A 16,932-nucleotide genomic window follows, 5' to 3' on the forward strand; every position below is an offset into this window, starting at 1 on the left:
TCGAAATTAATTGGTAGTACGTTTCTGGTCATGCAGCATATCGCTCATGTCCATAATTTTACTATCAATTTCTGAAACGCATTTATCCATCATGTTAAAGCATTCGGCCTTGTTTACAAGGCCTTCTTTTTCTAAGTTGATCAGCCCTTTTAACGTTGCAATAGGGCCGCGTATCTGATGCGATAAGTAGGATGAATAATCTGCAAGCTTGCGGTTTTTGATCTGAAGATCTTTGGTACGCTCGTCAATAATTTCTTCCAGATGATGATTAATACGGTCGAGATTATCTTTTTGCTTTGAAACCTCGTTATTAAGGTCAGTAAGCCTTTTATTAGTTTCTGCCTTACGCCTTACATTGCCAACTAATAAAATAATTACTACGATCAATAAAACAGCAACAGCAGATACCCCCCAAAAAAAGTTACGCTCGTTGCGCTGCTTTAAAATAGTAAGCTGGCTTTCCCGCTCGCGCTCTTCCTGTTTGTGCTTAACTTGTAATAAGTTGATACGTGCCGAAACTACATCCTGAAATGAGGTACTATCTTTTTTATAAATATCCTGCAGGTAATAAAGCGCTTTTTCATAATTCCTGCGCTTAAATTCAAGTTTGTAGGATGAATATTTAAAATCAGACAAAAGCGATTTATTTTTTAATATCTCGGCATATTGCTTTCCTTCTTCCAATGCTGCTTCTGCCTTATTGTATTCACCTTTGGCAATGTAAAGATCAGCCAGGGTAATATCAACACTGGCAATTTGCTGGTAGCGATTGTTCTTTTTAGCATCTGCATTAGTGGCAACCAATAGTTTTTCCGCTTCATTATATTGGCCAAGGTTATAATATATTACCCCGATATTTTGCATACATATAACCGTATACTCCTTGTTACCCAGTTTGGTAAAAAGCTCATTGCTTTTTTTGTAATCATTTAATGCCTCATAAAAATCTTTCTGGCGGTAATAAACGTTACCAATGTTAAGGTAAAGGGATGCTATAAGATTTTTATCGTTGATCTTTTCGGCTATTTGCAATGATTTGCGCATGTTTTCAAGCGCACGCTCTGAGTCGTTGTCCCGGTACAGGTTTCCAATGTTATTATAAACTTTAGCCTGGCCGGCAAGGTTATTATCTGCCTGAAAGTAAGACAAGGCATACAAATAACTTTCGATAGCCTTTTCAGGTTCGCCGTTATAACTATATCCTACCCCTATTACACGGTATGATTCGGCTACGAGTGAGCCATATCCTGATTTTTTTGCAAGTTGAAGAGCTTTGCTTGCCTTAGCAATCGTCTGATCCGGATCCGAACGACGAAGGTTGTAACCTTCGTTATTCAATTTCGATATTTCGGCCGTATCGGTAGCAACATATTTAAATATATTCCCGTAAACAACAGTTGAAAAAACGATTGAAAACAAAAAAGCGATAAGTTTTTTCATTAAGCATTATACGCGTAAATGTGCTGAAAGTTATAAAAAAATTAACACAATGACATGTTGAAAATGCCTCAAATAAGGAATTGAAAAAAATAAAAAAAAATTCTTGTCAATTAGAAAAACATATTTACATTTGTATCATTAAATAATTGATAGTCAAATAGTTATAATAATTATATATGAAAAAATTTGTTTACTCCTCACTACTTATTGCACTTATAGGCTCGTTCACCGCATGTACTAAAGACAACAGCGTACAGCCAGCCTCAGTTAAAGTGAAAAAAGTAAGTATCGAGAACGCCAAAAATGAAATAGGCCAGGCAGACGGTGCTAAAAACGAGATCGGACAAGCTGACGGCAACTAATTCCTTTAATCAACTATTATTTAAACTCTCTTAACAACAGATCATCATGAAAAAATTAATCATAGCAGCAGTAGTAATATTAACAGCATCTTTCACCGCTTGTACTAAAGATAACAGCGTACAGCCAACTTCGGTTAAAGCAAAAACATTAGGTGCAAAAAACGAGATTGGGCAAGCTGACGGCGCCAAAAATGAAATTGGCCAGGCAGACGGCGCTAAGAAACTGAGTGTTGAAAACGCTAAGAATGAAATTGGCCAGGCAGATGGTGCTAAGAATGAGATCGGACAAGCCGACGGCAACTAATTCCTTAATCAACTATTATTTAAACTCTCTTAACAACAGATCATCATGAAAAAATTAATCATAGCAGCAGTAGTAATATTAACAGCATCTTTCACCGCTTGTACTAAAGATAACAGCGTACAGCCAACTTCGGTTAAAGCAAAAACATTAGGTGCTAAAAACGAGATTGGGCAAGCTGACGGCGCTAAAAACGAGATTGGACAAGCTGATGGCGCTACAAAACTGAGTGTTGAAAACGCTAAGAATGAAATTGGCCAGGCAGATGGTGCCAAGAATGAGATCGGCCAGGCTGATGGCAGCAGCAATTAATTTCTATTTATTATTTAATCGTAACACAAAATGAAAAAGTTATTAATCGCAACAGCAGCAATAGCAGTATTTGGCTTAACCGCATTTTCTTTAAACAAGAACGCCGAAGTAAAAACAAATACCGTAAAAATTGATAAGGCTGAATTTAACGCAGATCATTACGGAATATCAAAAAATGATATTGCTACCGCTGATTAAAAGCTGGCTTATCATCTTACAATAACCATTTTTTTACTAAGGCGCTGGCCGCCTACCTGCATTACGTAAACATAAACACCCGGTGCAAGATCGCTTAAGGTGACACCAAATTCATGATAGCCGGCGCTATCATAATCGTCATAAATAGTTTTAACATTTGCACCGTTCATACTGTAAAGCAGAATTTTCACATGGCTGGCCTGAGATAAACTGAACCCAATTTTAGCATTATCCCTTACTGGGTTAGGGTAGTTTTGGTTTAAACCAATAAGTAGTAACTGGTTTTCAATTACTTTATTTATGGCATCAAACCAAACATAGGCCACTAATGTATTACCTTGAGCATTAGGATGAATATCATCAGAGTATAAAGAAAAGTTACGGCCCAGCGCCCTGTTAATATCTGCATATACAATATTGTACTCCTGTGCCAAACGTTTATACAAGGCGTTAATTTGCTTTATATATAAATTAATAGTTCTGTTGGACTCGTTTTTTGTATCGTTAAAAAACTGTAATGTACCAATTATAGGAATCAGGTTATACTTTTTACTTTGTTCAATGTAAAACCGCATATTTTTTTCCGTTTCTGCAATTCTCATCTTCTTGTTGAACATGGCAGTTGCATCGTTGGCTCCCATTAAAATTAGGATAAAGCCTGTCCTTCCGGCAATAGCATTTTGAAATCTTGTTAAACCTTGTGTTGTAGTTTCGCCGGGAATACCGTTGTTTGTTACCGATAAAATCTTGCCTTTATAACAATGTTCAAAATCCTGTTGCAAAGGAGTTTGAAAATCGCTACCATTCATACCATGTACAGTACTGGCGCCAAAAGTGGTAATATTGATACTGTCTTTACTATAAAAACGTGCAGCAGCACTACAGCTGGGAAGCTGACCGTAAATAACAGGATTTTGTGGTGCAGGCTGCTGTTGTGCATATACGGATCCGCATCTAATTAAACTCAATAAGATTACAGAGCGTATTAAACTCTTTAGTTTCATTTTCTGATCTGCACTTTGTTATCGCTTAATCAACCGTTAATGCTTTATCAGTAATAAGCCTGCACATGTGTAGCATACAGGCAAATCAGATACCAGCCTTAGCAATCAGTTTAAATAAGGGGATAATCACTTTAAAATTCTGATTATAAGTTGATTAGCACAAACTTATAATCAAACTCAAATCTACATATTTTATAGCAATTTGTGGTAAACGTTTTTTATGTGGAATAGGAAGAAAAATATTCCACGGCATCAGATATATTTGCCTGCAAACAAATTGTTATGGAACAGATCAAACAATATATCGACCAGCACCGCGACCGGTTTATGGACGAGCTTTTCGAGTTGCTACGCTTCCCTTCGGTAAGCGCCGACCCTAAGTATAAAGATTCGGTTTTAAAAACTGCAGATTATGTTGCCGAAAAATTAAGGCAAGCAGGAGCCGATAAGGTAGAGATTTGCCCAACCGCAGGCTATCCTATCGTATATGGTGAAAAAATGATTGATCCTTCAAAACCAACGGTTTTGGTATATGGCCATTATGACGTACAACCACCCGATCCGTTGGAGCTTTGGGTAACCCCTCCTTTTGAACCAACCGTGCGCGACGGTAAAATTTATGCACGTGGTGCATGTGACGATAAAGGCCAGTTTTACATGCACGTTAAGGCTTTTGAACTGATGATGCAAACAGGTACGCTTGCATGCAACGTAAAGTTTATGATAGAAGGCGAAGAAGAAGTTGGCTCATCAAACCTTGGTATTTTTGTTAAAGAGAACAAAGAAAAATTAAAGGCTGATATTGTGCTGATCTCCGACACATCAATGATCAGCATGGAAAACCCATCGCTTGAAACCGGGTTGCGTGGCCTGTCTTACCTGGAAGTGGAAGTGACCGGCCCTAACCGCGACCTGCACTCTGGGGTATACGGTGGTGCAGTAGCTAATCCGGCAACTATATTGGCTAAAATGATTGCCTCATTGCATGACGAAAACAACCACATTACCATTCCCGGTTTTTATGATGATGTTGTTGAATTGACTGCTGATGAAAAAACTGCTTTAAACTCAGCGCCATACAGCGAAGAAGAATACAAAAAAGACTTAGGCGTTGAAGAACTGTGGGGTGAAAAAGGTTACTCAACCTTTGAGCGCACCGGCACCCGCCCTACGCTTGAAGTAAACGGTGTATGGGGCGGATATATTGGCGAGGGTGCTAAAACCGTGCTTCCGTCAAAAGCTAACGCCAAAATTTCGATGCGTTTGGTACCTAATCAAACCTCAGAAAAAATAACCCAATTGTTTACGGATCACTTTTTGAAAATTGCCCCTAAAAACGTTAAGGTAAAGGTTACCCCGCATCATGGCGGCGAACCGGTAGTTACACCTACTGATAGTGTAGCTTATAAAGCAGCTCAAAAAGCTATTACTGAATCTTTTGGCAAAGAACCTATCCCTACCCGCGGGGGCGGTAGTATACCTATTGTTGCCCTGTTCGAAGCCGAGTTAGGCATTAAAACTGTATTGATGGGATTTGGTCTCGACAGCGATGCCCTGCACTCGCCTAATGAGAAGTATGATATTTATAATTATTACAAAGGAATTGAGACCTTACCTTTATTTCATAAATATTTTGCAGAATTAAGTAAATAATTTAATTCTTACAAAAACAATTACCGTTCATGATTTATTATATAGTTAATAAATTTTCACACCTATGGCAACTACAAAATCAAAAACTAAAAGCGAAGCCTCAAAAGAGATGAGAGATCCAAAGGCTTCTAAACAAGAAAAAAGTGCAGCGGCAAAAGAGATGAGCAGCGGCAGCAAAAAGAAAAGCAGCAAATAAGTTGCTAATAAATAGAGTCCGCGATGTGATATCGGCAACCGGACTTAGCGGAGTTTGTTTATACAAACTTAAATGCCCATTCTGATTAAGGATGGGCATTTTTTTGTAATTAATAACTACATTTAATAAATCTCTCATTATGAAATTGATATTAACGCTATTACTTGTAGCAACCGCTATCACATCTAAAGCGCAAAGCAGCTCACCTGAACAGGCAATTACAATGCTAAACAAATTTTATACGGCATACATGTCAGAACTTTCCAGCGACAAAGATTTGAAGATTATTGATCAGACCTTATCTTCATTAAGACAAAAAAACTGTACGCCAGCTTGTTTAAAGCAATTTAAAAAATTAGCTGTAAAAACTGATGCAGACCCATTTTTGAAAGCGCAGGATTGTGACAAAGAGTGGCTAAAAACCCTGCACATTAAAAAAGACCCGAAAAAAAGCAATATCTACGCGGTATCTTATACAGCTATTAATGATACCAATGAAAAAATCGTTATCCATCTGCTCGTAGTCAACCAAAATGGTTTATATAAAATTGCTGCAATTGAGTAAACAAATCTTTTTTGAACCTTAAACAATAATAATAACCCCAATTTAAGAAAGCTGCTATTTTGATTACCTATGGGAAGAATGGCGGTTCAATCGCTTTTCAGCCATGTTATTAGCGTCAAAATACCTTAAACCGCTAATAGCATCAGAACAATAATTAGATAGAACATGATCTAATAAGTTTTACTAATTTCATAATATTAGAGACACAATCAGGTAAAACAATGTTCGCTTTACAACAGATGGAGGCGGCACTTGCAAAAGTAAAAAACGGTGCAAATTTTTCTCCGATTTTAGCTTATATCGCATTTTATTTTATTGCTGTATATATTCTAAAGATTCAATGCTGATCTCCACACATTAATCTTCATCTGATAAGCGTCTTGCCTAAAGAATTTAGGCCTGTAACATAATTACTTATTTTCTCAGGGAACAAGCCCTTATCTATTATATAATAGATACGCAACTACCTAGTTAAAAATTCATCTTCAGAATTTATTCAGAATTACACCTTAATATTGCAGCACAGATCGTTCCAATGATCTGTTATTGTGATAAGGTTTAGGTTAAAACCCTGACACAGCGAGTGTGTCAGGGTTTATTTTTGTCAAAGCTGTAACCTTTAAATCGCCTTTGCGTCGAATGGTGAAATATCTAAACTATGCGAATAGCTAACAGCTTACTATTTATTATATCGTTTTTGCTTTGGTTAACTTTACAATCTCAAATATCGGTAGCCCAAACAGCAACTGTTAAGCCCATCACAGAAAAGCCTTTCTCTTTTCCATTACAATTAGAGATGCGTGTACCCTTTGCGCCTACTGCCTTTCCGAATGGTTCAAGATACCATTTGCTTTATGAATTACAGCTTACCAATTTCAGTGCTGAGCCTGTAAAATTGCGCCGTATAGATCTGATTGATGCTGATAAGAAAGATGGCAGTACAATATTAAAATTTGATACTGTACAACTTAATACCATGCTGAAACCCCTGGCAGACAATGCTACCGACAAATTAACACTCGGCAGCGGACAGTCGGCAATTGTGTTTATGGAAGCTACATCAAATATAAACAAGCCTTTTCCGGCTAAAGTATTACACCGCGTATTCACCGAAACAGATTCACTGCAGGGGGCTATCATTTCGACCCGGCAAAATAAATTACAGGTACTGGCACCCCCATTAGAAGGGAATAACTGGACGGCTGCGGATGGCCCAAGCAATGATCCGGACAATCATCACAGGCGAGGTGTTATTATCCTCAACGGCCGGTCTGTAGATTCTCGCCGGTATGCTATCGACTGGAAAAAATTCGTGGATAGCACATCTTATTCTGGAAATGCGCGCGATGCCCACGACTACTATTGTTACAGCGAAAAAGTATATGCAGTTGCAGATGGCGTTATCATTAAAGCAACAGATGGCTTGCCTGATAATGTTCCGGGCCATGGGAAAGCGTTTCATCCGGCGGTGACACTAACGTTGGACAGACTTGCAGGCAATTACATTGTACTTGACGTAGGTAATGGCCAATACGCGCATTACATGCATTTAAAAGCCGGTAGTTTAAAAGTTAAAGCCGGGGACCATGTTCACAAAGGGCAACTGCTGGCAAATATCGGCGCTTCCGGAGATGCCCGCGAACCGCATTTGCATTTTGAGGTTACTTCCTCACCCAAATTACTTGAAGGGGAAGGCATACCTTACGTAATAGAAAGTTATCGCTTACATAATAAATCAAATCAACCTGCACCTATCCACAAAAACGAACTGCCAACTCAAGATCAGGTTGTCGACTTTGCAAAAGGAAAAGATAAATGACCTGAAAATTTTATGCGCTAATTACACGGTCCATCTTTCGCATTTAGCTAAAAACGCTTCATCGGCATCAGCGCCTATGCCAATAGCATCGTCTATATTCAATTTATATCCATCATAGGTAACACCTCCTGTACATGGGTCTTCGAGGTGGCCCAGCATACAGGTGTCCATATCATAAAAATGAATATTAGGACTTGCGTAAACAAAATGCAATTTGGCGCTGAGTGCAATACGACTTTCCAGCATACCACCCATCATACAGGCTACGCCGTTCTCCGCAGCAACATCGTGTATCTTTTTAGCTTCGTACAAGCCACCGGATTTGGCCAGTTTGATATTGATATAATGGCAAGAGCCGCTTTGTATCTGCATGCGCGCATCGTGATGGTTGTACACACTTTCATCGGCCATAATTTTAACCGGTGATAACTTCATCAATTCAGGCAGGCGGTCGTTATACCAGGTTCGCATGGGTTGTTCACAAAACTCCACATCAAGTTCGCCAAGTCCGTTTAAAGCAATAACAGCATCGTCTAAGCTCCATCCCTGGTTAGCATCTACCCTTATCTTCATGTCGCTGCCAACTGCATGCCTTATCTGCTTTATCCGTTCCACATCTTCCAAAGCATTCTTACCCAACTTTACCTTTAATATATACGCACCGGTATTTTTAAATGCTATAGCTTTTTGCGCCATAATCTCTGGCGTACTGATACCAATTGTAATATCGCTCTCTGTTTCGCGTTTGCTGCCACCCAGGTACTGATATAAAGGCAAACCCGCATGTTTGGATGCAATATCATACAGCGCCATATCAAAACCACTTTTTATGGTAGTGTTGCCTGCTGTAAAATCATGCAGCTGCTGCAGCCGGGCCGGTATATCAAGCGCATCCTTACCTGTCCAAAGCTTAGCAAACTCACGCGCCATAATCAGGCAGGTATCCTGGGTTTCGCCCACAATCATCGGGAAGGCAGAACACTCGCCTACTCCATAGAAGCCTGCATCAGTATGCACACGGATAAAGGTGTTCTGCGCATAGTTCATGGTGCCGGTAGCAATGGTAAAAGGTTCCATTTCAATACTGAAACGGTATATATCTATGTGCGTAATTTTAAGTTGCGTTTTTTCGGTAGCCATATATGATGTTTTACAATGCTAATTTACATTAGCTTAACGATTTTCAAATTTTATAGATTTGCTTGTAACACAATTTCAGCTATATTTGCGTTACTACAATAAATTTATTTACACTTGTCATTTACTGTGCCCGTTGCCCTATGCAATTATAAGTGCACCAAGTACATTTTATAAGCTTTAAAATTACATGGCCCAATCTAATAAGCCTTTAACTGAATTTGATTACAATTCAACCAGGAGCAAATTATTACTTACCGAGTACGGCCGCAACGTACAAAATATGGTAAAATATATATGCGGTTTACCAACAAAAGAAGAACGTAACCGCTATGCACAGGTGGTAATTGACCTGATGGGTTTTTTAAATCCTCACCTACGCGATGTTGCCGACTTTAAACATAAGTTATGGGATCACCTGCATCTGATCTCTGATTTCAAAATTGATGTAGATTCGCCCTACCCATTGCCAGAGCCTGAAGTATTACATGCTAAGCCGGCTCCGCTTAAATACCCTAATCAACGTATTAAATACAAACATTATGGTAAAACCGTTGAGTTAATGATGGATAAGGCCAAATCAATAGAAGATCCGGCGCGTAAACAGCACATGGTACAAGCTATTGCCAATTTTATGAAGATGGCTTATGTGCAATGGAATAAAGATTCGGTTGCTGATGAAAGCATTATTTCTGACCTAAAAGATATGTCGGGAGGCGATCTTAGCCTTGAAGAAAACGTAAACCTTAACCGGGTTGAGTACAGGGTTACCCCAACCAACAATAATAACAACAACCGCGGCCGCACAAATAACAATAATCCGCGTAACAATAACCAGAATAACCGCAACAACAATCCGCGCAACAACAATCAGAATAACCGTAATCGCGGAAAAAAATATTAATCTATTGATAAAAGAGCGCTGCTTTTTTTCAACTTCTTTTAATGTAACTTAGCCCCCGTTTCGGGGGCATATTTTTTATATAAACCAACACATAAACCGGAACAAATACGTTTAAAACTTTATGAAAAACGCTTTTGTAATTCAGGGCGGCAAACCGCTTAAAGGTGAAATTATACCACAGGGCGCCAAAAATGAGGCGCTACAGATACTATCAGCGGTATTGCTTACTCCAGAACCCATGACCATTAGCAATATCCCTGATATTGTAGATGTAAATAAATTAATTGAATTATTGCAGGATATGGGCGTAGAAACAGAGCGCCTTGCTTCTGATACTTACCGTTTCCAGGCTAAAAATATAGATCCCGAATTTTTCGAATCACCGGAGTTTAAAGCTAAAGGTGGTGGCTTACGTGGCTCTATCATGATTGTTGGCCCTTTGCTGGCACGCTATGGTAAAGCAGCAATACCCAAACCGGGTGGTGATAAAATAGGCCGCCGTCGTTTGGATACTCACTTTTTAGGCTTTGAAAAATTAGGCGCACGTTTTGACTACAACCCCGAAACCGGGTTTTATAAGGTTGATGCCAGTGATCTTAAAGGAACCTATATCCTTTTGGACGAAGCATCGGTAACTGGTACGGCAAACATTGTAATGGCTGCAGTTTTAGCAAAAGGTACAACCACCATTTATAATGCCGCCTGCGAACCTTATTTACAGCAGCTTTGTAAAATGCTGAATCGTATGGGTGCAAAAATCAGTGGCATCGGTTCAAACCTGCTTACTATTGAAGGTGTAACCGAGTTAAAAGGCACAGAGCACCGCATGCTGCCTGATATGATCGAAATTGGCTCGTTCATCGGCCTTGCTGCCATGACGGGTTCAGAGATTACCATCAAGGATGTACATTATGATGAGTTAGGCATCATTCCCAATACATTTAGGCGTTTAGGTATTAAGCTGGAGCGTCGCGGTGATGATATTTACATCCCTGCTCAGGACCATTACGAGATCGAGACTTTCATTGATGGTTCTACCATGACCATTGCCGATGCCCCGTGGCCAGGCTTCACCCCCGACCTGTTGAGCATTGTACTGGTCGTAGCTACGCAAGCTAAAGGCTCAGTTCTTATTCACCAGAAAATGTTTGAGAGCCGCCTGTTCTTCGTTGATAAGTTATTGGATATGGGTGCCCAGATCATACTTTGCGATCCGCATCGTGCAAGTGTTATCGGTTTAGATAAACGCGTGCAGCTACGCGGTATTTCAATGACCTCGCCAGATATCCGCGCCGGAGTTTCATTACTGATTGCAGCATTATCAGCACAAGGCCAGTCGACTATCTACAACATCGAACAAATTGAACGTGGCTATCAGCACATCGACGAGCGCTTAAGGGCTTTAGGTGCAGATATTACAAGGATATAAATATTATCAGTCTATATATCCCTCCCGTCGGGAGGGGCGCGTTGGATAGCGGAATAGCGGGGAGGGGTTTAACTACTACCAGTACCCCTCCCTTACCCTCCCGCAGGGAGGGAACGTAAATAAGGTCTAAAACAACATCACCAGCATTACCGCACTCATGGCTATCATCAAGCCATCTTCAATAATGGTAACGGTGCTCATCGGCAGGTTAAACACTGCTCCCAGGCAAGCACAACGAATTGTCTTTTTGGATAAAACAGTTTGTAAAACGCCTACAATACTTACCGACATTACCACAAATGTTACCGCATTAGTAATTACTGGTTGAAAGTTAGTAGCATAAGCCAAACCTAATGCCAACTCTGTAAAAGCATAGATATACCCCCATCCCTTAAATTTCCGGGCGATAACATCATACATAGCATAACTATCTGCAAAGCCTTCAAGGTTAAGTAGCTTAAAGAAAGAGAAGACCAAAAAGAAGCCTGCCATAAAAATGCGCATAGCTAACATTTCATTAAAGCCAATCGGCGTTGCCCCGGCTATCATCGAGGCTACAAAAATGTACCCAAAGATCAATAATATTGGCTTGTAGGTCTCCACCCAGCTCTTTTCAGCCAGCTCCTCAAAAGCTGACATCGCAGGCATGCTCACCTGCTTTTCATTAAGCTGATATTTTGGATATTCTTTTAAAGCGTTTTGCAAATCACTTGTTGGCACATGATGATCCATTTTTACATGCGCTTCACCGGCATCTAAATCAATATCAACATCGGTAACACCGCTTACCTTTCCCAGTAAGGTTTGTACTTTATATTGGCATCCGGCACAGGTCATGCCGGTAACTGCATAGGTATGTTCCATAATTAAAATCTGAAACACAAAAATACGATGCAATTAGCCGCAAAGCTTACAATATTGGCAGTTGTTACTATAAGATTTACAGTTCTTCAATATTTCGGCGTTTGTCGCTGCCTATTTCTTTAAAATGGCCAGGCGTAAGCCCCGTCAGTTTTTTAAATTGGTTCGACAGGTATGCTGCACTGCTGTAACCCATACGGTAAGCAATTTCGCTAAGGCTTAGCTCGTCATAAGTGAGCAGCTCTTTTATCTTTTCTATCTTTTGACTGATATAATACTTTTCGATGGTTGTTCCTGTTGATTCTGAAAAGATATTGCTTAAATATTTATAATCGTATGGCAGCTGTTGGGTCAGATAATCAGAAAGGTTGACTTGTAATGGCTCATCACTATGGTGTACTAACTCCACAATAATGTTTCTAATCTTTTCAATCAACCTGCTTTTCCGGTCGTCAATCAGTTCAAAGCCAAGCTTATGCAGTTCGGTATTCAGCTTATCAAGCTGATCTTTAGTAGGTTCTTCGGCAATTTCTGCTTCTCCCAGATCCACTTGTTTAATATGGTATCCCCCTTCGGTAAGTACTTTCTCAACCGCCATAACACAGCGCTTACAAACCATGTTTTTAATGTGTAACAGAGTCATAATTTCAACATCAAATGTACAATTACCGAAGTTTCTAAATTTAAGTAACTTAGCTTAACCAATTTCAACAATGCCTTATAAAAACCGCAAGCCAAGCTATGGCAATTATATACTCCTGTTTGTATTACTAAAAGTACTTTTTAACCTGCTTTGTTTCAGTCATTACGGCTTTCACCGCGATGAGCTATTACATTTAGCTTTAGCAGATCATTTAAGCTGGGGTTATAAAGAAGTACCGCCATTTATTGCCTTGCTTGCCTTTATAGTTAAGCATGTACTCGGCGGTTCTATGTTTGCTACGCGACTGTTCCCTACTATTTTTTCTGCCGCTTTAATATGGCTTGTGGGTAAGCTTGTGGTAGAGTTTGGTGGCAGGCGCTTCGCCATAGCAGTTGCCTGCTTAAGCATCATCTTTTCTCCGGGCTTTTCTGGCAGCGGTTATCTTTTTCAGCCGGTTATCTTTGATCAGTTTTGGTGGGTGCTCAGCGTTTGGCTATTGGTGAAGTTTATAAACACCAAAGAGAACAAGTTTATTTACCTTTTTGGTGTTGCAGTAGGCCTTGGTATACTCACAAAATACACCATGCTGTTTTTTATAGCTGCATTGTTGATAGGGCTATTAAGCAGCAAGCACCGAAAGCTATTAATCAGTAAACCTTTTTTATTAAGTGCGCTCATTGCATTGCTGATCTTTCTACCCAACATCATCTGGCAATCTACTCACCATTTACCGGTGTTTACACACATGCATAAACTGCAAAAGTATCAGCTGGATGGAAATGATCGTACAGATTTTGTGAAGCAAACCTTCCTGATAAATGGCGTAGCGCTATTTGTTTGGTTGATTGGATTTGTATGCTTTTTTGCATCGTACAAGCTAAGGCGCTATGCCTTTTTAGCTATAGCATTTGTAGCGGTGTTTACCTTCCTATTGGCAATGCATGGTAAGTCCTACTATCTCTTCCCTGCCTTCCCAATGTTGTTTGCCGCAGGCGGATACATGATAGAACGCTGGGTTAAAACCAGCTGGAACATATTGCGTGTTGTAATTATCCTGCTATTTACAGTGCCTAATATGCTGTTATTCCCTGTAGCGCTGCCATTTTTACCGCTTAAAACTACGGTTGCTTATATCGACAAACTAAAGCAACGGTTACCTGGTTTTCGTTTTGCGGTAACCTGGGAAGACCACAAACAGCACCCGCTTACACAAGACTATGCCGACATGCTTGGCTGGGATGAAATGGTAAATGCATCTGTAGCTGCTTACAACAAACTTAACCCCGGTGAACAGGCAGGTACTGTATTCTTTGCTGATAATTACGGCGAATCAGGAGCATTTATGCACCTTGCTCCCCCTGAGCTACAGCCTAAATTTATAAGTATGGATAGTAGCTTTGCATTATGGGCACCTGCTGACTTGAATGCAAAAAACCTGATCTATATCAGCGACGATGCCGATGTAAGCGACCTGATACCATTTTCTGAAAGCATAGTAAAAGTAGGCGAAGTAACTAATCCGCTTGCGCGCGAGTATGGTACAGCGGTATTCTTAATCAAGGGAATTAAACCGGAGCTAAGGAAAATCTATCAACAGCATTTGCAACAAAAGCTGTTAGAGTAAGCGGATTTGATCTTATACTAAAAAGGCGCCAAGCTTATCGCTTAGCGCCTTTTTTATGGGCTTATATATTCTTATGCAGATATCGCGTTGATGATATCGTATTGAGTAATAATCTCAATTTTTCCTTGCTCATCTTCAACAAGCACCGCAATATTGTCTTTATTGATCATCGAAGATATTTTATCAATCGATGTATTCAGATCAACAAAAGGAAATGGCTTAGTAGTGATGGTACTTACCGGAGCTGACTTCAAACCCGGATTTTCAAGCAATCGATCTAAAATGTCACTTTCTGTGATCTTACCGATAACCATACCTTGCTGAGTAACCGGAATCTGAGAAATATTAAGTGTCTTAATCGTATTAATTGCCTCTAAAACAGATTTTTCAGAATCAATGGTAATGATCTCTGATTTCTCTTTCTTATGAATAATGTCGCGGGCGGTCATTTTTTCATCTTTCAGGAAACCACGTTCGCGCAACCAATCTTCGTTATACATTTTACCCAGGTAACGGGTACCATGATCCGGAAAAATAATAACCACTACATCACCCTCTTTAAATCGGTCTTTCATTTGCAGTGTACCAGCCACCGCAGAACCGGTTGAATTACCTGCGAAAATACCTTCTTTTAAAGCGATCTCGCGGGTCATTAAAGCTGCATCCTTATCAGATACCTTTTCAAAGTGGTCGATCAGGCTAAAGTCAACGTTTTGCGGTAAAAAGTCTTCGCCTATACCTTCTGTGATATAAGGGTAGATCTCGTTTTTATCGAAGATGCCTGTCTCTTTGTATTTTTTAAATACTGATCCGTAAGTATCAATGCCCAACACCTGGATGTTAGGATTTTTTTCTTTTAAATAACGTGCTGTACCAGAAATAGTACCCCCGGTACCTACGCCTACTACCAGGTGAGTGATCTTGCCTTCAGTTTGCTCCCATATTTCGGGGCCGGTTTGCTCGTAATGCGCCTGCGAGTTTGAAAGGTTATCATACTGGTTTGGCTTCCATGAGTTAGGTACCTCTCTCTCTAATCGCGAAGATACAGAGTAATACGAGCGCGGGTCTTCAGGCTCAACGTTGGTAGGGCAAACGATTACTTCTGCACCAAAGGCACGCAACGCATCAAATTTCTCTTTCGATTGTTTATCGGTACTGGTAAAAATACACTTGTAGCCTTTGATAACCGCCGCAATAGCAAGGCCCATACCTGTATTACCAGATGTACCCTCTATGATGGTACCGCCTGGTTTTAAACGGCCGTCTCTTTCTGCATCCTCAATCATTTTTAAAGCCATACGGTCTTTAATTGAGTTGCCCGGGTTGGTAGTTTCTATTTTGGCCAATACCGTTGCTGGTATATCCTTAGTTATTTTATTAAGTTTTACCAGGGGCGTGTCGCCAATGGTTTCAAGTATATTGTTGTACCACATATTATTGCAAAGTTGCAAATAGGCAGTGGAATATCCATGCCTGTTTGTAATTAATCTATTAAAATGATAGACTTTTGACCTTAAAAAATCAGATGCTTAACCGTTAAACCGTTGTTAATTAATTGCTTAAGCGACTGTATACCGATCTTTAAATGTGTTTCCACATAGCTTTCGGTAACTTTCGAATCGCTTTCGGCAGTTTTAACACCCTCCGGTATCATCGGCTGATCTGATACTAACAATAACGCACCGGTTGGGATCTTATTGGCAAAGCCGGTGGTGAAGATGGTAGCTGTTTCCATATCCACAGCCATTGCCCTTAGTGTTTTAAGATATTTTTTAAAGTCTTTATCATGCTCCCATACCCTGCGGTTGGTAGTGTAGCAGGTACCGGTCCAGTAATCGCGGCTAAAATCACGAATGGTGGTAGATATTGCTTTTTGAAGGGCGAAAGCCGGTAGTGCAGGCACTTCTGGCGGCAGATAATCGTTTGATGTACCTTCTCCCCTGATGGCCGCAATTGGCAGGATCAGGTCGCCTACATTGTTCTTCTTTTTAAGGCCGCCGCATTTACCTAAAAATATAACGGCTTTAGGTTTTATGGCAGTAAGCAAATCCATTACAGTTGCTGCAACCGGGCTGCCCATACCGAAATTTATAATAGTTATACCGTCGGCAGTTACACTTTGCATAGGCTTATCAAGGCCCATAATAGGTGCATTATCGTTCCATTGAGAAAATAGCTGCAGGTATTTAGAAAAATTGGTCAGGATGATGTATTGGCTAAAATCGCTAAGCGGACGACCTGTATAACGCGGCAACCAGTTGTCAACGATAGACTCCTTGGTTTTTAATCCCGACTTTACAGGCGATTGGATTTCCTTAACTTTTTTAGCTTGTTCAACAATGGCGGGATCTTTTTTGATTTCGATTTCTTCGTTCATATTCCTCTTTTAACTTGCCTGGCACCATTACCAGGGCTTTTTAACATCTTAGCCCCTTCCGGTATGAAAGAGGCTTAATTTCCTTTTTAGGAAAGGATCAGATACAA

18 protein-coding genes are annotated in these 16,932 nt (G+C 40.1%); 11 read left to right on the forward strand and 7 right to left on the reverse strand.

The annotated features are described in order from the left end of the window. Nucleotides 1–6 precede the first annotated feature (6 nt). Nucleotides 7–1,440, reverse strand: coding sequence for a tetratricopeptide repeat protein (locus PQ461_RS13935; protein ID WP_274206134.1), 1,434 nt, complete (start codon nt 1,438–1,440; stop codon nt 7–9). A gap of 176 nt (nt 1,441–1,616) precedes the next feature. Between PQ461_RS13935 and PQ461_RS13940 the strand changes: the two genes are divergently transcribed. From PQ461_RS13940 to PQ461_RS13955, 4 genes are read left to right on the forward strand one after another with little or no spacing between them, the layout of a single operon-like run. Beyond that, nucleotides 1,617–1,802 (forward strand): hypothetical protein, encoded by a 186-nt coding sequence (locus tag PQ461_RS13940; RefSeq protein WP_274206135.1) that lies wholly within the window; start codon nt 1,617–1,619, stop codon nt 1,800–1,802. Between the two features lie 46 nt (nt 1,803–1,848). After that, nucleotides 1,849–2,106 (forward strand): hypothetical protein, encoded by a 258-nt coding sequence (locus tag PQ461_RS13945; protein ID WP_274206136.1) that lies wholly within the window; start codon nt 1,849–1,851, stop codon nt 2,104–2,106. 45 nt (nt 2,107–2,151) lie between these two features. Then, a complete protein-coding gene (locus PQ461_RS13950; protein WP_274206137.1) occupies nt 2,152–2,415 on the forward strand; it encodes a hypothetical protein in 264 nt (87 codons plus the stop codon). Nucleotides 2,416–2,445: 30 nt separating this feature from the next. Further along, a complete protein-coding gene (locus PQ461_RS13955; RefSeq protein ID WP_274206138.1) occupies nt 2,446–2,613 on the forward strand; it encodes a hypothetical protein in 168 nt (55 codons plus the stop codon). 11 nt (nt 2,614–2,624) lie between these two features. On the opposite strand, the gene PQ461_RS13960 is transcribed toward PQ461_RS13955, so the two are convergent. Further along, nucleotides 2,625–3,581: an SGNH/GDSL hydrolase family protein gene (locus PQ461_RS13960; protein ID WP_274206139.1), complete on the reverse strand. Its 957-nt coding sequence runs from the start codon at nt 3,579–3,581 to the stop codon at nt 2,625–2,627. 318 nt (nt 3,582–3,899) lie between these two features. Here PQ461_RS13960 and PQ461_RS13965 point away from each other — a divergent pair, with 318 nt between their 5' ends. The 4 genes from PQ461_RS13965 to PQ461_RS13980 all read left to right on the forward strand — a co-directional run bounded on the left by PQ461_RS13965 (nt 3,900) and on the right by PQ461_RS13980 (nt 7,850). Continuing rightward, nucleotides 3,900–5,270: a dipeptidase gene (locus PQ461_RS13965; RefSeq protein ID WP_274206140.1), complete on the forward strand. Its 1,371-nt coding sequence runs from the start codon at nt 3,900–3,902 to the stop codon at nt 5,268–5,270. Between the two features lie 64 nt (nt 5,271–5,334). Next, the gene (locus tag PQ461_RS13970) at nt 5,335–5,466 is read left to right on the forward strand and encodes a hypothetical protein (RefSeq protein ID WP_274206141.1); all 132 of its coding nucleotides are present in this window, start codon (nt 5,335–5,337) and stop codon (nt 5,464–5,466) included. A gap of 139 nt (nt 5,467–5,605) precedes the next feature. After that, nucleotides 5,606–6,031 carry a DUF3828 domain-containing protein gene (locus tag PQ461_RS13975; RefSeq protein ID WP_274206142.1) on the forward strand — a complete coding sequence of 142 codons (426 nt, stop codon included), beginning with the start codon at nt 5,606–5,608 and terminating at the stop codon, nt 6,029–6,031. 658 nt (nt 6,032–6,689) lie between these two features. Continuing rightward, nucleotides 6,690–7,850: a M23 family metallopeptidase gene (locus PQ461_RS13980; RefSeq protein WP_274206143.1), complete on the forward strand. Its 1,161-nt coding sequence runs from the start codon at nt 6,690–6,692 to the stop codon at nt 7,848–7,850. Nucleotides 7,851–7,871: 21 nt separating this feature from the next. Here the strand turns inward: PQ461_RS13980 and PQ461_RS13985 are convergent, their stop codons facing one another. Beyond that, nucleotides 7,872–8,990: a mandelate racemase/muconate lactonizing enzyme family protein gene (locus PQ461_RS13985; RefSeq protein ID WP_274206144.1), complete on the reverse strand. Its 1,119-nt coding sequence runs from the start codon at nt 8,988–8,990 to the stop codon at nt 7,872–7,874. A 187-nt stretch (nt 8,991–9,177) separates the two neighbouring features. Here PQ461_RS13985 and PQ461_RS13990 point away from each other — a divergent pair, with 187 nt between their 5' ends. Then, nucleotides 9,178–9,891, forward strand: a complete 714-nt coding sequence (locus PQ461_RS13990) for a DUF4290 domain-containing protein (RefSeq protein WP_274206145.1) — start codon at nt 9,178–9,180, stop codon at nt 9,889–9,891. Between the two features lie 121 nt (nt 9,892–10,012). After that, on the forward strand, nt 10,013–11,320 hold the full coding sequence (gene murA / locus PQ461_RS13995) for a UDP-N-acetylglucosamine 1-carboxyvinyltransferase (protein ID WP_274206146.1): 1,308 nt from the start codon (nt 10,013–10,015) through the stop codon (nt 11,318–11,320). Between the two features lie 126 nt (nt 11,321–11,446). On the opposite strand, the gene PQ461_RS14000 is transcribed toward murA, so the two are convergent. Continuing rightward, a complete protein-coding gene (locus PQ461_RS14000) occupies nt 11,447–12,184 on the reverse strand; it encodes a heavy-metal-associated domain-containing protein (RefSeq protein ID WP_274206147.1) in 738 nt (245 codons plus the stop codon). 76 nt (nt 12,185–12,260) lie between these two features. Then, entirely contained in the window at nt 12,261–12,779 is a 519-nt protein-coding gene (locus PQ461_RS14005) for a helix-turn-helix domain-containing protein (protein ID WP_274206148.1), read from the reverse strand. Nucleotides 12,780–12,894: 115 nt separating this feature from the next. On the opposite strand from PQ461_RS14005, the gene PQ461_RS14010 reads away from it, so the two are divergent. After that, the gene (locus PQ461_RS14010; RefSeq protein WP_274206149.1) at nt 12,895–14,448 is read left to right on the forward strand and encodes an ArnT family glycosyltransferase; all 1,554 of its coding nucleotides are present in this window, start codon (nt 12,895–12,897) and stop codon (nt 14,446–14,448) included. 71 nt (nt 14,449–14,519) lie between these two features. Here the strand turns inward: PQ461_RS14010 and PQ461_RS14015 are convergent, their stop codons facing one another. Together PQ461_RS14015 and PQ461_RS14020 are read right to left on the reverse strand one after the other, a co-directional pair. Then, nucleotides 14,520–15,881, reverse strand: a complete 1,362-nt coding sequence (locus tag PQ461_RS14015; RefSeq protein WP_274206150.1) for a pyridoxal-phosphate dependent enzyme — start codon at nt 15,879–15,881, stop codon at nt 14,520–14,522. 80 nt (nt 15,882–15,961) lie between these two features. Then, nucleotides 15,962–16,825: an AMP nucleosidase gene (locus PQ461_RS14020; protein ID WP_274206151.1), complete on the reverse strand. Its 864-nt coding sequence runs from the start codon at nt 16,823–16,825 to the stop codon at nt 15,962–15,964. Between the last annotated feature and the right edge of the window lie 107 nt (nt 16,826–16,932).

Source organism: Mucilaginibacter sp. KACC 22063 (assembly GCF_028736115.1).
Classification (GTDB): Bacteria; Bacteroidota; Bacteroidia; order Sphingobacteriales; family Sphingobacteriaceae; genus Mucilaginibacter.

Coding starts and splice junctions, on each gene's coding strand:
- PQ461_RS14005 (WP_274206148.1), bottom strand. CDS start 12,779: ATGGCGGTTGAGAAAGTACTTACCGAAGGGGGATACCATATTAAACAA.
- PQ461_RS13965 (WP_274206140.1), top strand. CDS start 3,900: ATGGAACAGATCAAACAATATATCGACCAGCACCGCGACCGGTTTATG.
- PQ461_RS13975 (WP_274206142.1), top strand. CDS start 5,606: ATGAAATTGATATTAACGCTATTACTTGTAGCAACCGCTATCACATCT.
- PQ461_RS13940 (WP_274206135.1), top strand. CDS start 1,617: ATGAAAAAATTTGTTTACTCCTCACTACTTATTGCACTTATAGGCTCG.
- PQ461_RS14000 (WP_274206147.1), bottom strand. CDS start 12,184: ATGGAACATACCTATGCAGTTACCGGCATGACCTGTGCCGGATGCCAA.
- murA (WP_274206146.1), top strand. CDS start 10,013: ATGAAAAACGCTTTTGTAATTCAGGGCGGCAAACCGCTTAAAGGTGAA.
- PQ461_RS13985 (WP_274206144.1), bottom strand. CDS start 8,990: ATGGCTACCGAAAAAACGCAACTTAAAATTACGCACATAGATATATAC.
- PQ461_RS13945 (WP_274206136.1), top strand. CDS start 1,849: ATGAAAAAATTAATCATAGCAGCAGTAGTAATATTAACAGCATCTTTC.
- PQ461_RS13970 (WP_274206141.1), top strand. CDS start 5,335: ATGGCAACTACAAAATCAAAAACTAAAAGCGAAGCCTCAAAAGAGATG.
- PQ461_RS13950 (WP_274206137.1), top strand. CDS start 2,152: ATGAAAAAATTAATCATAGCAGCAGTAGTAATATTAACAGCATCTTTC.
- PQ461_RS14020 (WP_274206151.1), bottom strand. CDS start 16,825: ATGAACGAAGAAATCGAAATCAAAAAAGATCCCGCCATTGTTGAACAA.
- PQ461_RS13980 (WP_274206143.1), top strand. CDS start 6,690: ATGCGAATAGCTAACAGCTTACTATTTATTATATCGTTTTTGCTTTGG.
- PQ461_RS13955 (WP_274206138.1), top strand. CDS start 2,446: ATGAAAAAGTTATTAATCGCAACAGCAGCAATAGCAGTATTTGGCTTA.
- PQ461_RS13935 (WP_274206134.1), bottom strand. CDS start 1,440: ATGAAAAAACTTATCGCTTTTTTGTTTTCAATCGTTTTTTCAACTGTT.
- PQ461_RS13990 (WP_274206145.1), top strand. CDS start 9,178: ATGGCCCAATCTAATAAGCCTTTAACTGAATTTGATTACAATTCAACC.
- PQ461_RS14015 (WP_274206150.1), bottom strand. CDS start 15,881: ATGTGGTACAACAATATACTTGAAACCATTGGCGACACGCCCCTGGTA.
- PQ461_RS14010 (WP_274206149.1), top strand. CDS start 12,895: ATGCCTTATAAAAACCGCAAGCCAAGCTATGGCAATTATATACTCCTG.